Genomic DNA, 15,188 nt, shown 5'->3' with positions numbered 1-15,188 from the left:
GGGGCGGGTGAAACGAGGATCAGCAGGAAGGGGGGCTGGCCGAACGGCGCAGACTGATGTGTGACGCAAAACCATGAGGCCCGCTGGTGGCACTTTACCCGGGTAAAGTGCCACGCTTGGTTGATTGACCCCAGGGTGGCGGGAAAGCGTTGGTTCCGCTGCGTACGGCCCCGCGCAATCTCGGCTCGCTCCAGCACAGATCGGCGACTTTCAGGTGATCGGCATGGGAGCCCGGCGGTCGCGAGCACCGCGATCTCAGATGAAGGGGAGAAGCTTTTCGAGCCTCGCTGCGCAGCAGCCTTCCGTTCTGATCGGCATATGAAGGATCACATGACAAGGGATGCGAAAGCCGGCGCCTGCCGAATGGAAAAGGGGCGGCAGACTTGGTCTGCCGCCCCTTCTCTGATGGACGTTGAATGGGCGCTTACATGTCGATTGTCAGGCCGACGAACACATAACGGCCGGTTGCTTCGTAGATGCCGGGATAGGTGTTGCCGTTTCCGAACGAGCCGATCGGCGCTGCCGTAGCGCTCAGGACCGGTGGCTCGCGGTCGAGCAGGTTGTTTGCGCCAAGGCGCATCGTGTAATTATCCCCCACCCGTGCGGTCATCGCCAGGTCGAAATAGCTCTGCGACGGCACGCGTGCGTCAAGCGGGTTGAATGCGCCGGCAAGATCGGAATCGCTGCTTGTCCGCTCGAACTTGGTGGCGGAAAGATACCGCCACTGGCCCGAGATCCCGATGCCGCTCGGCCCCTGCCACGTCAGCCGAGCCTGGTGGCGCCACTTGGCCTGAGGATAGAGGCACTGCGCACCATAATAGCCTGCGCAATCAAACTCCGCCCCCACCTTGGAAGAGCTGAACTCGTCGACATAGGTGCCGGAGAAGCTGAGGGAGAAGGTACCTGCCGTGTCGGTGCGGTATGCGTAGGCGCCCGTGACGTCGATACCGCGGGTCTTCAGGGTTCCGGCGTTGACCCGCGTATCAACCACATACCCCTGCGGCGTCTGCCAGAGGGTGCCATTCGCGTCGCGATTGATCGCCCCGCACAGTGCAGGATCCCCGGTGACGCCGCACTGGGCGAGGATCGTATCGGCACCGATGATGCCGATGATGTCCTTAACCTTGATGCTGAACGCATCGATGCTCAGGTTGAACCCGGGAAGAAAGCCCGGCTGCAGCAACACGCCGACGGTGTAGGTGTCGGCCTTCTCTGGCTTCAGGTTGGGGTTGCCCCCGACGAGGCCGTTGTACTGTTCCGAAGGGTTGTTCGCGATCAGGCCGTAGAGGTTGGTAGGCACGCCCAGCCGCACGCACTGCTCGGGGCTGAAAGTCGGAGTGGTTCCGGCGCAGGGATCGGTGGCGCCATCGATCTGCACGGATTGGGCGACGAACAATTCCTGCACGTTCGGAGCGCGAACCGCCCGGTTGTAGCCGCCCCGGAACTTGATGTCCCTGATCGGCGCCCAGACGCCCTGCGCCTTATAGGAGCTGACGCCGCCGGATGTGCTGTAATCCGAATAGCGATACCCCGCATTCAACGAAAGTTCGTAGAGGAAGGGGCGATCGCTGGCGATGGGCAGCGACAGTTCGGCGAAAGCTTCCTTGACGTTGTAGCTGCCAGAGACGGGCAGGGTGGGGCCGCCCTGACCTGCCAGATCGCCGGTCGCAAAAGACGTGTCTACCTCAAGGTCGAGCGATTCCTCCCGGTACTCGGCGCCGATGTTGAGCGCGATGCCATCTTCTGCCCAAGGGGATGCGAAACCATATTCACTTCCCGCGAACGTGAGCGATCCGCTGACGATCTTTTGCCGCGTCTCGCCCTGCATCAAGCCTGCGATCTGAACGTAATTCAACGCCTCTGGTGTGATCGACGCTGCACCAAAGATGTTCAAGGGGACGCAATTCGGATCGGTGCCATTGATCACCGATCGGCAGACCGGCTGGCCCAGCGTCGCTGAGCCCGGCCGCGTGTCGGTCAAGACATCGAGCGCCCGCTGCGTCCGGCTGACGGAGAACTCGTTGCGATAGATCTGGTTGTAGTTGGTGGCCCCATACTGGCCATAGACATCATAGTTGATGCCCCGCGTGATATCGCCCTTCGCACCAGCGACGAAGCGGTAGCCGGTGTGACGGAAGTCGGCCTGGCGGCCGCCACCCTCCACGTTCCGGCGGCCGATCAGCACGTTCCCCTGATTGGCCGTGGTGCCATCGGGATTCGTGATGAGGAGCGGAGCGCCGTTTCCGTCTGTCACCAGATTGGTCGGCCGGCAGAAGGTCGACTGCTGGAGAGGTGATAAGAACGGATTGTCGCAGTTGAGGATCGTCGTGTTGCTGAAGTTTCCTGACGGCGCGATCTGCGCTACCGAACGATCGTCCATGAAGTTGAATTCGGCGTAAGGCTTGAAGGCGTCACTGACGTCATAGTGCGCGAGGAAGCCGGCAGTGTAGCGCCTGTCAGGCCGCTGATAATAATTGAGAGGATTGGCATTGTAGAGGGTGCGTCCGGTGATCAATGTGCCGTCGGGCCCAAGCGTATATTGTTGGGGCAACCCGCTCGGAGCACCGCCAACCACAGCATCGCCGAGCGTGAAGTTGGCGGGGAAGGCGGTAGCTGAACCACCGCAGACGTAGCCCGAGGCGCTCGCGTTGATGCCGCAGGATGAATAATCACGGCTACCCTGATCAACAGCCTTGATGTTGCGGTAGCCGAGATACCCAACCACGTGACCACGGCCATCTTCGGTACCCGCGCCTATTTTCAGGTTGACGTCAAACTGCTGGCCGTCGTTGGTTAGGCCGCTTGGCGCCGGATAACCAAAGGAACGCGAAAGCGCTTGCCACCGCTTGTTATTGTTATTGTGGTTGTAGAATCCGTAGTTCGTGTCGACACTTACGCCGGTGAACTCGGTATCTAGCACGAAGTTCACCACGCCCGCGACAGCGTCCGACCCGTAGACCGAGGAGGCGCCACCGGTCAGCACATCTATTCGCTTAATGAGAGCGGCCGGGATCGTGTTCACGTCGGGCGCGGCGGCGACCGAGTTCGGGTCTCCCGGCATAAGGCGCCGGCCGTTGACCAGGACGAGCGTACGCTGCTGACCGATATTGCGGAGGTTCAGCGTGGCAGTCCCGGTAGACCCGTTCGACACGGAAGAACTCTGGGTCGCAAACGCCTGCGGCAAGTTGTTCAGCACATCTTCAAGGCGCGTCGCGCCCTGGAGGCGGATCTGCTGCTGATCAACGACCGTCACGGGGCTTGGCGAGGTGAGGTTCGGCGACAGGATGCGCGACCCGGTGACTACCACGTCGCCGCCCGGTTGGTTTTCCGCCGAGGTTTGTGCGTCCGCTTGCGGAGTATCAGGAGCGGCAGGCTGCACCGGTGCTGTGCCGGGCCCCTCCTGAGCAGAGGCGGGGATTACGGCGAGGCCCGCGATCACGGTCGAAGTAACGAGTAGGGTTCGATGAAGCGACTTCAACATATTAGCTCCCCTTAGCGGTTAGCTTGCCCTGCCAGGCATCGAGTCGGTTACATGTAGTTTTCGACCCAAAGCCCGTGTCGAAGTTAAGGACCTCGCAAACCCGGACGGGCATGTCTATTCACGACGACCAAGTCCGAAAGAATGAACGATATGTGTGGTTTAAGAGCAACAGCCTGCTCGTCTTAGCGACACCATGAGGGTTGCGGTCTAGCCAGCGGGTGTTAGCATCTATTTATGCGCCATACGCTCTGCCTGGTACTTCCGGTTGTCTTGAACGCCTCTATGGCGCGCGCGCAGGAGCAGACGCCGCTCCAATTCCGGCAGTTGGTGGCGTGCCGGGTGATAGCCGACGGTGCCGCAAGGCTCGACTGTCTGGAGCGGGCTACCGCGGCGCTCAGTGACGCGGTCGCCGACCGTCGCGTCATGATCATCGACCAGACCGCGGCCCAAGCCGCCAAGCGCCAGCAATTCGGCGCACCAAAACCGCGCCCGGCAGCGATCGCGGCTGTCCCGGAGCTCAGCCGACTCGAGACGACATTGATAGGTGCATCGGTGGACGAGCGGGGAGCGTGGGTCTTTCGACTGGCGGACGGCGGCGTCTGGATACAGACGGATGACTATCCGCTACCCGGAAGCCCCGGAAAAGGAGAAAAGGTGGTCGTACGTCGCGGGACACTCGGCAGCTTTCGGCTGACGGCGGGTGACCGCCCGGCAGTGAAAGTGCGCCGCCAAAACTGAACTGGTAGCCCGCCGGCGATCGCGACGTCTGCCTTTGGCGGTAGTGCGGGCACCCGTTCCGTATCGGCGTCGCTGCCCGGTAAAGTGCCACGCGTGGTCAAAGCGTAACTTTGTGTGCCCCGGGGGATTCACAAGCGACTCTGCTTGTGGTTGATTCCTGCTATGTTCCAGCCCGACCTCTTTCAGACGACGCCGCCGGTGCAGCCTGCACCCAAGGCACCCACCCGGACGATGGACCTTCCCGCTGTCCTGGAACGCCTTTCGACGCTGTGCGAGCGGCCGCGCTACAGCTTCATGGTGTTGAACCTCATCGCCCAGGCCAGCGCGCAAACCGGGTCCGCGGGGCCCTATGTCCGCGATGGGAACCGCCGTGTCGCGGTGCGCGACTGGCTGTCCGACGCGCTGATGCCGGTGGCGCAGCGCGATCCCCGCCGTCTGGCGATCGCCGACAAGGTTCGGGCGGAGCTTGAAACGAAGCGCGCGTTGCCTGCCGATCCCGCAGAGGCGGAAGCGATGATCGAAAGCGAAGTGCGCAAGCGCGTGCGCCAATCCGGCCGCACCAATGTCAGCCGCGCCGTCTCCGAACTCGTTCGCGCAGGGCTCGTCCGCCGTCACTACCAAGGCTATCGCGTGGATCATGCCAATCGCGGAGCGCAGCGGCAGGCGGTCTACACCGTAACGGAGGAAGCGCGGCGCGCCCTGGGTCACGGCTGATCCTGAGGCGGGACACCAGCGCGTTCCCGGACGCTTGCCAGTGGAGGCAGGGTGCTGCATCCCGGCAACACAGCCATTTGGGGGACCCAGGTTTGCGCGTACATCTTTTCACCGTGTCCGCGGCTGCCCTTCTCGCCGCCTGCGCTACCACGCCCGTGGAGCGGCCCGTCGGAGCACCGCTGCCAGAGACTATGGCGCCTGGCACCGGGCGGACTGACGCTTCCGTGGCGCTTCATGCGCTCTTCAAGGAAAGCGACGAAGACAGTCTGCGCCGCAACCCGCTCAACGCGCTTTTCCGTGGCGACATGCGCTATGCCGACCAACTCGGCGACATGATCAGCGACGCCTACTTCGACGCAGAGCGCGCGGCGGGCGAGAGGGACATGGCTGCGCTGAGGCGCATCGATCGCGACGCATTATCGAGCACGGACCAGCTCGCATATGATGTCTTCCAACGGCAGACGGAACTGGCGCTTCGTGCACTGGGTCCGGACATCCTGCCGCTGTCGAGGGTCCGCCCGATTGATCATTTCAACGGGATCCATGTCTTTTACCCCGACATCGCGTCTGGACAGAGCGCGGCGCCTTTCAAGACAGTGAAGGATTACCAGGACAGCATCAGCCGCCACCACCAATATGCCCGGATCATCGATGCCTCGATCGCGCGCTTCCGGGAGGGGCTGGCCACGGGCGTTGTCCAGCCCAAGCTGGTCGTGCGCAACGTGATCGACCAGCTCGATCTGCAGTTGAAGGAGGGCGTCGAGGGTTCGACGTTCTACGCGCCGCTCAAGGCCTTCCCGGCTGACATCCCTGCGGCCGACCAGGCTCGGCTGCGCGCCGAGACCGCAGCAGTGATCCGCGACGAGATCCAGCCGGCGTACCGGCGCCTGCGCGACTTCTTGGCAAACAAGTATCTGCCGCATGCGCGTGAGGGCGTCGGCCTGCTCCACATGAAGGGCGGCCCCAAGCTGTACGCTTTTCTCATCGAGCAGAACACGACGCTGCCGCTGTCCGCCGAGGACGTCCACAAGCTTGGCCTCAGCGAAGTGGCGCGCATCCAGCGCGAGATGGAGGCCGTGAAGACCCAGGTCGGCTTCAAGGGCAGCCTGTCCCAGTTCTTCGAGTTCCTGCGCACGGATCCCAAGTTCCGTCCGGCGAGCAAGGAGGCCCTTGGCAACGAGTATTACGCGATCGGCAAACGCGTGGACGCGCGGGTGGGTGAGATCTTTTCGACGCTGCCGAAGACGCGGCTCGAGATCCGGCCCGTGCCCGACTATCGCGAGAAGACCGATGCTGCGGGCTCGTACATGCAGGGCGCGCCGGACGGATCACGGCCCGGCATCTTCTACTACAACAGCTATGACCTGCCTTCGCGCTCCACCTGGGGGCAGGAGACGCTCTATCTGCACGAAGGGGCGCCGGGGCATCACTTCCAGATCAGCCTGGCACAGGAGAATGCGGACCTTCCCGCCTTCATGCGCTTCGGCGGCAATACTGCCTATGTCGAGGGCTGGGCGCTGTACGCCGAGACTTTATGGGACGAGTTGGGCCTGGAGACCGACCCCTACCAACGTTTTGGCGGACTGAACGACGAGATGCTGCGTGCGATGCGCCTGGTCGTCGACAGCGGGATCCATGCCAAGGGTTGGACCCGGGACCAGGCGATCAAGTACATGCTGGACAACAGCTCGATGAGCCGCACCGACGCGACGAGCGAAGTCGAACGCTACATCGCGATCCCGGGCCAGGCGCTTTCGTACAAGATCGGCCAGCTCAAGATCCTCGAGCTGCGCGCCGAGGCCGAACGGGCCTTGGGAGACAAGATCGACCTCAAGGAATTCCATGCGCAGGTGCTCATGACGGGATCGCTGCCGATGAACATCCTCGAGCAGAAGATCGACCGCTGGATAGCGTCCAAGCGGGGATAAGGCTCCCCACAATCTCCCTGCTCCCGGCGGGCGGCGACTTTCCCGCCGGTCATCGGGCAACAGGGGGAGTGGCTTCGCGGGGACACCTTCGGTCCTTTGACCGGAAGGCGATCTTGCGGCTGACATCAAGGATCCGGGCAGGCTGTAATCCGCCGGGCTTGAGACGGCTCGATCCAGCCTGACCGTTCCACGAGGATGCCACCAACATCTAGCAGGCGGCGTCGGTCGAATGGTTGAACGTAAGGCTCTTATGCCTTACCTTGGACGAATGGAGAGCCCAAATGACCATTCTGACCGTCACTTCTAAGGGGCAGATCACGCTACGGAGGGACCTTCTCCAGCATTTGGGAGCTCAGCCCGGCTCGAAAATCGCGGTCCGAAAGCTGCCGAACGGTCGCATTGAGGTGGAGGCAGCGCCGCCCGAAAGCAAAATCGCTGAGGTCTTCGGCATGCTCAATCGGGCAGGGCAGCGAACGGTGTCGATTGAGGAGATGGGTGAGATCATCGCTGACGGCTGGGCCGGTCGCTCATGAGGCTGATCCCCGACACGAATATCCTCGTTCGCGCCCTCACGAACGACGATCGCGAACAGAGTCCGGAGGCGCAGCGCATACTTGCTGAAGCCGAACTAGTCGCGGTCACCACGACCACTTTGTGCGAACTCTGCTGGGTCCTCTTGCGCAGCTACAAGATCCACAGACAGCACGTGGCTCTCGCAATTGAGCGCTTGGCCAGATCTGAGAACGTCGAACTTGACCGACCCGCAGTCGAAGCAGGCCTCGCGCTGCTCACCGCCGGAGGCGACTTTGCCGACGGCATCATTGCGCACCAGGGCGAATGGCTTGGGGGAGAGACCTTCGTGTCGTTCGACCGGAAGGCGATCTCGTTGCTAAAAGCGGCCAACAAGCTGACTCTGGTTCCTGGTGACCCCAGCCCAAGCCACTAGCCCTCGCTCATGCGGCCAATAGGCCGGAGCCTTAACATAATTCATGCTATCGGACTGAACGCCTTCCGAACTCACCGTATGTTCGGTCTCAGGAAAGCCGCCGCGCACGTTCTGATCCTACCCATTGCTTATGCCCCCGCCACACCCGCGGTGCGATGCAGCTAGCCGAAGCGCGGTTGCGAGTCCCCGAGGAACTCCGCCTTCCGCCGGTCTGCGATGAAGCTTGCGATCCGTACCTGGACTGCTGGCACGGTGACCGTCAGAACGCCGACCACCAGTGCGTCCAGCGCGAACATGGCCCACTGGACCAGGGGTGCCTGACCAGCCGGCCATGCGTTCAGGCCTGCGTGCAGTTGCGACACCGGAACACGGGTGACGAACAGCAGCATGAGAGCCCACACGTAGAGCCAGCGTGTTGTCTTGGCGGACTCGGCGGGACCGTAGGCGCCGGTACCCATCGCCGCATTGACGAACCAGAGGAGCAGTAGCGGCTTGGCCAGTAGTGGGAGGAGACCGAAGATCATCCGAAACGTTAAGACGTCGGGTTCGCCGAGGCCGAGGACCAGCAATATCGCACGCGCGTGTGTCATCGCGGCGGCCGGGATCACCAGGAACATTCCGAGGTCCTGCTGGATGCCGACTACATCCAGACCCTGACGGTCCAGGCAGGCAATTCCGGCTTGGTCCTCGGCTCTCCGGGCGACCCGCGCACCATTGGCGGAACCTTGGGGCTTCGAATGTAAGGTCCAGTATGTCGGCCAAGAGCTCCGCCGGCGCAGGCAACGCCTCCCGGACCGCCTTCGAGCTTGGCGTCAGTACGTCGCGCAGTCGGGTGGCGGCAGCCGTCTCGCGAAAAGCATCTTTCGGACCCAAACCTCAGAGCCGGAGAGCCCCATGTGCCCCTGCCCCTCTGAGTCTGCTGGTCAACAAATTCGGTCTCAAACGCATGGATCGCAAGGCATTGCCGACCGGGCGCATACCTCCTGTAGCGCGGTTCAGGATCGATGCCTTCGGGGTCATAGTTGAGCTATTCGGCGTCACCGGGATCCGGTCGTGCATTCGGCACAGAGTTCGCGCCTTCCAGAAAACGTGGAGCCTTCGAACTCGTAAAACCAGATGCCCTTGAAGTGCCTCGGCTCGCCAAACCGATAGCAATTCGGACCACGATAATCTGCGATCACGCCGCCCTCGCGCATGGTACATGGAGCACCAAACCCAAACGCGATCGGTACCGAAGTTCGCAGACTGTCTATCAGGCGCCGGTAGTTGAGAGGATTGCCGAGCCACGGCCAGAACAGAAGCAGGCGACGGCTCCAAGGACCAGAAGGGCGGACCGTCTCCATCTCACCCGCACATCTAGTCGCCCTTCGGTCCTAGATACGCATCGCCGTAGACCGCCCGCCGAAAGTCCCGGTGGAGCGTACCGTCGAAGGGGATCACCTGGACCAGGAAGACCGCCGTGATCTTGTTCAAAGGATCGACCCAGAAAAGCGTCGAAGCTCTGCCGTCCCAGAAATACTCGCCGAGAGCTCCTCGGTTTTCGTTGGCATCCCGCGGCTGACCGGTACGGACGAAGAAGTCGATCCCGAACCCGCCGTTGCCCTTCGTGGACAACCATGAACGCTCCGTCACTAGGGGGTCGAGCTGGTCGGTAGCCATCAGCTTTACGGTCGATGGCTTGAGGATGCGCACGCTGTCCAGGCTGCCATCGTTCAACAGCATGCGTGCAAAGCGCATATAATCGTCGGCCGACGAGACGAGCCCGGCGCCGCCCATCGTGAGCTTTCGACCCGGGGTGAAGTTCAGCCCGCGCTGCTCCTTCTCAGATGCACGCTCAAGCAGTCCGGCAGCACCCTTCTCGTACATGGCGGCGAGCCTGGGGTAGCGATCCTCTGGCTGCGTCCAGGCGGTTTCCTTCATGCCGAGCGGCTCGAAGATCCGCTGACGCACATAGCGTTCGAACGGCATTCCCGTCAGCTTCTCAACAAGGAGCGCCTGCACATCGACCGCAGCGCTGTAGCTCCACCGCCGGCCCGGATCGGCAAGCAAGGGCACTTTAGCAAGGCGGCGGCCGAACTCGGCCAGATCATGATCCGTGTTCAGGGGGTCGAGCCGCGACCATTCAGTCCCGAGGTAATCCTCTCCGGCACCATAGCCGAACCCCGCGGTGTGACGGAGGATGTCGCGGATGACGATCGGCCGGTCCGGCGCCCGCAAGATCGGCTTACCGGTCGCGTCCTGCCCTGCGAACACCTTGGTCTCGGCAAATTCAGGCAGGTAACGCGCGAGCGGATCGTCCAGCCCGAACTTTCCCTGCTCCCAGAGCGTCATCAAGGCAACGCCGGTCACCGGTTTGGTCATGGAGTAGATCTGCGCGAGTGCATCGCGCCGCATGGGGCGCCTCGCTTCGCGATCGGCTTCGCCGGCGGTGCCGGAATAAACTTCGCGACCGTCTTTCCAAATGAGGGCGGAGACGCCCACTGCGCGCCCGCTCGACACCATGTCGGCCAGCGCCCGGTCGATCCGCACCTTGTCGATCTGGACTGTAGGAGCCGCCGCTTCGGTGCGCTTCGGCGCGCCACCGGAAGCAACAACCGGAACCGTAAGAACGAGCGCCGCAACACCAAGAAGAAGTGGTTTCATAAACGACCCCCGATTTCTGCTATAGGAGCGTAGCGGGGTTACATCTCGCGCGAAAGGCTACGCGATCGTTTCCTCCTCATTTGACGGGGTCCCGTAAGCGGTAGTCTGCAAGCGTGCAGTTCGATCTGCTTGGTGCAGTGCTGGCAGATGCAGATCGTGATGCGGTGGAACTTCGTGTCCGAGACATCCTCTACCAGGACGCGGAATTCGCCTTGGGCACTCTCGGGCATTCGCCAATAGCAGAGCTGCGCGAACCAGGCGCGGGGGCAGAGACAGTGGATGTACGCACAAACCCATCTCTATTCGTTTGTGCTGCGTTTACGCCAATTTACCTGCTTCTTTCCGGAAAGCGTGGTTGCTTCGTGAGACGAGGCGCGCCTGGTTGCACAGTTGGTACCGTCCTCGTCTCAGTCGCTACGCATTCAAGGGATTGGTGGCCGTGGACGAATTTCTTCTGAACCGTCGCAACGTTCTTTCGAGCGGTGTCGCCATCGCAGCATCTATTTCGCTTGGCCCCACGTCTTCCGAAGCGAAGGGAGCGGTGGAACCGAGATCGGAACCGCAGATGCTGCGTGTCTCCTTGATGGTGAACGGGGTTCCGCATGCCGTCCAGGTTGATACTCGTATGACCTTGCTCGACGCGCTGCGCGAGAAGCTGGACCTTACCGGGTCGAAGAAGGGGTGCGATCAGGGTCAATGCGGCGCCTGCACTGTGCACATCGGCGGTGAAAGGCACCTCTCGTGCCTAACGCTCGCGGTCGCGGCCCAAGGGCACCAGATCACCACGATCGAAGGGCTTGCCGACGGCGAGCACCTTCATCCGATGCAGCAGGCATTTATCGATCACGATGCTTTTCAGTGCGGCTATTGCACCTCGGGACAGATCATGTCCGGAGTGGCATGCATCCGAGAGGGCCATGCCAACTCAGACGTAGATATCCGCGAATATATGAGCGGCAATCTGTGCCGTTGTGCGGCGTATCCGAATATCGTCGCGGCCGTGAAGCAGGCCAAACTCGAGATGGAGAAGGCCTGATGCGTCCGTTCATCTACGAGGCCCCGACCGATCTCGCGGCCGCTATCGCGCGCGCATCGGTGTCGGCGAAAGCTCATGCGGCTCCCCCGTCCAATACAAGGGTGGCGGTACGACACTGATCGATCTGATGAAGCTCGACGTCCTGCAGCCAGAGGTCATTGTCGATATTACCGGTCTGCGCGACGTGTCGATGCACCGGATCGACCGCTCGGCCGGAGAATTGAGAATCGGCTCGCTCGTATCCATGGCAGCGCTCCACGAAGACCAGTCAATTGGCCGCGACTATCCGATCCTTATTGAAAGCCTCTGGCAGGCTGCCTCGCAGCAGTTGCGCAATATGGCACGGCTGGGCGGCAATGTGCTTCAACGGACGCGATGCAGCTACTTTCGCGATCCAAGCTTCGAGCAGTGCAATAAACGAGTGCCGGGGTCCGGTTGCGCAGCCTTGGACGGAGCGAACCGCGGACACGCAATACTGGGTACGAGCGAGCATTGCATCGCCCTCTACGCTGGAGATTGGGCACCCGCGCTCGTTGCGCTCGACGCCAGGGTCGAAATCCTAGGGCGGACCGGATTGCGTACTCTCGATGTCGCTGATTTGCACCGGCTTCCGGGCCAAACACCCCATATTGAGACCAATCTCGTACCCGGAGAACTGATCACCGCAATTATCGTACCCGGCGGCCCCAGACGTAGGTCGTTGTACCGCAAAATTCGGGACAGGCAGAGCTACCAGTTTGCCAATGCGAGCGCGGCTGTCGCCCTGGAACTAGAGGGTGACGTCGTCCGCGACGTTCGGATCGGTCTGGGCGGTGTCGCGACGATCCCGTGGCGCGCCCGCAAGGCCGAGAAGGCGCTATTGGGAGCGCGCCTGAACGAAGCCAGCGCAAGGGCGGCAGCAGACGCGGAGTTCAGAGACGCGCGCACCCGCAAGCAGAACCTCTACAAGGTACCACTCGGGAAGGCGACGCTCGTCCGCTCGCTTCTTGAAGCGCAAGCGATGGAGGTGGCATGATGAAAAAGAACAGCAGCGCAGCCCCAGTTCCCGGTGAGAACATGGGCCCCCCCCTCGCCCGCACCGAGTCCGCCGCCAAAGTTACAGGACGGATACCTTACGCCGCCGACGTGCACGGAAAGAAGCCGTTGGAAGCCTATTTCCTGACTAGCGCGATCGCGCGCGGCCAGCTCGTCTCGATCGACACCTCACCCGCGGAGGCGCTTCCGGGGGTCGTGAAAGTCTACACACATCACAATGCGCCCGCGCGAGTTGCGACCGCATATACCCAGAAGGGCGGCTACGCTTCCGATACGAATATGCCCCTGACGGGGCCCGAGATCTTCAACGATGGCCAGATCGTCGCGATGGTCATCGCCGAAAGCTATGAGGTCGCACGGGACGCGGCACATCGGATCGCGTGTCGGTATGCGCGCGCTCAGCCTGCCGTCGTCATCGGTGCGCCCGGGGCAGACACGATCCACCCCGACGCTCTCCTGGAAAAGGAGAAGAACGTCGGCGATTTCGCCGCTGCCTTTGCTGCAGCTCCAGTGAAGATCGAGGGCGAGTATTCCACGCCAGCGCAACATCAGAACGCGATCGAGCTCTACTCCACAACCGCGTCGTGGAAGGGCGATGCACTAACCATCCATGAGCCAAGTCAGTTCGTGGTCGAGCTCGCGCACGGCGCGGCGGTGATGATGGGGGTCGGTCCATCAAAGGTGCGCGTCATCAATCCCTTCATGGGGGGCGCGTTCGGCGGGAAAGGCTTCATGACCCAACGAACGGCGCTGATCGCCGGCGCCGCACGCGAGCTTGGGCGGGACGTTCGCAACGTCGTGACCCGGGATCAGGGCTACACCCTCGCCACCTACCGTGCGGAAACCAAGCATCGCGTCCGCCTCGCCGCCGACCATCAAGGACGCCTCGTGGCCTATCATCACGAGAGTTGGGAGTTGCAGTCACGCCACGACGATTATCCGCTCGCGGGCTTTGGCGTCACGACTTCGATGTACGGCAAGCCGGCCATCCAGACGCGCGCAAACCTGGTCAAGGCGGATCGCCAGGCTTCCGGATTTATGCGCGCGCCGATCGAAATGCCGTACATGTATGCGCTCGAAAGCGCGATGGACGAGCTTGCGGTGGCGCTCAGGATGGATCCGATCGAGCTGCGCCGGATCAACGATATGCGCGAGAGTCCGGTCGATGGCGCGCGCTTCACCAGCCGCTCGCTGATGAAATGCTACGACGAGGCGGCAGCGAGTTTCGGCTGGAGCAAGCGTAATCCCGAGCCGGGCTCGATGCGCGACGGTGACTGGTTGATTGGCTATGGCTGCGCGACGGCCGCGTACCCCACCCATATGGGACCTGCCATTGCCCGGGTGACCATGAACTCGAACGGTGATGTGCGGATCGAATCCTCCGGACAGGACTCGGGTCAGGGGACCTATACGGTGCTGGCGCAGATCGCCGCACGCGAACTGGGGATCGATCCAAGGCAGGTGCGGGTGATCATGGGAGATTCGAAACTCCCCGCGGCCCCGGCATCCAGCAATTCCCTGGGAACGGCATCGATCGGATCGGCTGTAAAGCTAGCGACCGATAAAATCCGTGCTCGGTTTGGCGGTACAATCCCGTCGCGGGATGGCCGTGCAGCGGCGTTCGCCCGGCTGGGCGTGAGCGAAGTGAGCGAGCTGGGCGAGTTCCTGCCGCCTGGCACGCAGCCCAAGGCTCTCGATATGCTGCGCAAGGGGCAAGTGCCCGCCTCGAACCAAGCGCGCGGTGACGAATCCAAGAACGGAAAGCCGCTGATGTTCGCCTTTGGCGCGCAATTTGTTGAAGTGCGGGTCCACCGACTGACGCATGAGATCCGCGTTCCGCGCCTGACCGGCGCCTTCGCAGCCGGCCGGATCGTCAACACCCGTACTGCCCACAGTCAGTTGATGGGCGGCATGATCTGGGGAATGGCCTCCGGGCTGCTGGAGGCGACGGGCGTCGACGAAAAGCGGGGTCGCTGGGTGAAGGACGGCCTCGCCGAGTACCTCCTGCCTGTGAACGCAGATACTCCCCAGGTCGACGTCATCCTTGTCCCCGAAGAGGATACCGAGATCAATCCGCTCGGTGTCAAAGGCATTGGGGAAATCGGGATTGTCGGCGGTGCGGCAGCAGCCGCGAATGCGGTTTATCATGCGACGGGCAAGCGTATTCGCGATCTGCCGATCCTCATGGATAAGCTTCTGGCCTGAGCGCCTGCAATTCGACTTTGAAGTCGGCGAGGTGCGGTATCAGGCAGGACTTCATCTGTCTGGTGCATGCTTCGACCGCTAGCGAGTCTCAAAACTGACTAGGCGGCGGCGTGGACAAATTGGCTTGGTATAACTTCAGGGTAGGATAGCATCTGAGGACGCGTTTTGATCAACCGTGCCATTGCCACCCGCACGGCCAATTGTTTAACAGTCTCCTCGGCATGGTTTACCTCGCCACCGCCAGATACTGGCTCAAGTCTGTCCCCGCCGCCTGGGTATCTGAATTGCGCCGGCAAAGCTTCAGGATGCAAGTTGCTTGTGCATCGACGCGCATTCTCTAGACGTGAGTTCACTCGGCTTTACCGGACTCCGGTCGCCGTCGGTGCCATCTTTACATCGGTGAAAAGCACCGCCGTCGCCCTCGGCACTTGAGGGAGCCTTCGAGATGAAACTGAATAGTCC

11 protein-coding genes are annotated in these 15,188 nt (G+C 62.1%); 8 read left to right on the top strand and 3 right to left on the bottom strand.

The window, feature by feature from the left end; all coding sequences use genetic code 11:
• Positions 1–424: 424 nt before the first annotated feature.
• Complete coding sequence (locus QP045_RS16565) at positions 425–3,481, bottom strand: TonB-dependent receptor domain-containing protein (RefSeq protein ID WP_422516105.1); 3,057 nt, start codon at positions 3,479–3,481, stop codon at positions 425–427.
• A gap of 234 nt (positions 3,482–3,715) precedes the next feature.
• Here QP045_RS16565 and QP045_RS16560 point away from each other — a divergent pair, with 234 nt between their 5' ends.
• From QP045_RS16560 to QP045_RS16540, 5 genes are all read left to right on the top strand, one after another.
• A complete protein-coding gene (locus QP045_RS16560) occupies positions 3,716–4,219 on the top strand; it encodes a hypothetical protein (RefSeq protein ID WP_422516104.1) in 504 nt (167 codons plus the stop codon).
• Positions 4,220–4,381: 162 nt separating this feature from the next.
• Entirely contained in the window at positions 4,382–4,933 is a 552-nt protein-coding gene (locus QP045_RS16555; RefSeq protein WP_422516103.1) for a hypothetical protein, read from the top strand.
• Between the two features lie 191 nt (positions 4,934–5,124).
• Positions 5,125–6,861 carry a DUF885 domain-containing protein gene (locus QP045_RS16550; RefSeq protein ID WP_422516102.1) on the top strand — a complete coding sequence of 579 codons (1,737 nt, stop codon included), beginning with the start codon at positions 5,125–5,127 and terminating at the stop codon, positions 6,859–6,861.
• 281 nt (positions 6,862–7,142) lie between these two features.
• Positions 7,143–7,394, top strand: coding sequence for an AbrB/MazE/SpoVT family DNA-binding domain-containing protein (locus tag QP045_RS16545; protein WP_422516101.1), 252 nt, complete (start codon positions 7,143–7,145; stop codon positions 7,392–7,394).
• Positions 7,391–7,807 carry a type II toxin-antitoxin system VapC family toxin gene (locus tag QP045_RS16540; RefSeq protein ID WP_422516100.1) on the top strand — a complete coding sequence of 139 codons (417 nt, stop codon included), beginning with the start codon at positions 7,391–7,393 and terminating at the stop codon, positions 7,805–7,807. The genes QP045_RS16545 and QP045_RS16540 overlap by 4 nt, the downstream gene beginning before the upstream one ends.
• A gap of 161 nt (positions 7,808–7,968) precedes the next feature.
• Here the strand turns inward: QP045_RS16540 and QP045_RS16535 are convergent, their stop codons facing one another.
• Both QP045_RS16535 and QP045_RS16530 read right to left on the bottom strand, forming a co-directional pair.
• Positions 7,969–8,424: a hypothetical protein gene (locus QP045_RS16535; RefSeq protein ID WP_422516099.1), complete on the bottom strand. Its 456-nt coding sequence runs from the start codon at positions 8,422–8,424 to the stop codon at positions 7,969–7,971.
• A gap of 739 nt (positions 8,425–9,163) precedes the next feature.
• On the bottom strand, positions 9,164–10,450 hold the full coding sequence (locus QP045_RS16530; RefSeq protein WP_422516098.1) for a serine hydrolase domain-containing protein: 1,287 nt from the start codon (positions 10,448–10,450) through the stop codon (positions 9,164–9,166).
• 439 nt (positions 10,451–10,889) lie between these two features.
• Here QP045_RS16530 and QP045_RS16525 point away from each other — a divergent pair, with 439 nt between their 5' ends.
• The 3 genes from QP045_RS16525 (at position 10,890) to QP045_RS16515 (ending at position 14,726) form a co-directional block, all read left to right on the top strand.
• Positions 10,890–11,486 (top strand): (2Fe-2S)-binding protein, encoded by a 597-nt coding sequence (locus QP045_RS16525; RefSeq protein ID WP_422516097.1) that lies wholly within the window; start codon positions 10,890–10,892, stop codon positions 11,484–11,486.
• A 127-nt stretch (positions 11,487–11,613) separates the two neighbouring features.
• Positions 11,614–12,501 carry an FAD binding domain-containing protein gene (locus QP045_RS16520; RefSeq protein WP_422516096.1) on the top strand — a complete coding sequence of 296 codons (888 nt, stop codon included), beginning with the start codon at positions 11,614–11,616 and terminating at the stop codon, positions 12,499–12,501.
• Positions 12,498–14,726, top strand: coding sequence for a xanthine dehydrogenase family protein molybdopterin-binding subunit (locus tag QP045_RS16515; RefSeq protein ID WP_422516095.1), 2,229 nt, complete (start codon positions 12,498–12,500; stop codon positions 14,724–14,726). Before QP045_RS16520 ends, QP045_RS16515 begins: the two co-directional genes overlap by 4 nt.
• Positions 14,727–15,188 lie beyond the last annotated feature (462 nt).

Source organism: Sphingomonas sp. 3-13AW (assembly GCF_049311085.1).
Lineage (GTDB): Bacteria > Pseudomonadota > Alphaproteobacteria > Sphingomonadales > Sphingomonadaceae > Sphingomonas.
The sequence above is the reverse complement of the archived record's forward strand: the minus strand, read 5'-3'. Positions and strand labels throughout refer to the sequence as shown.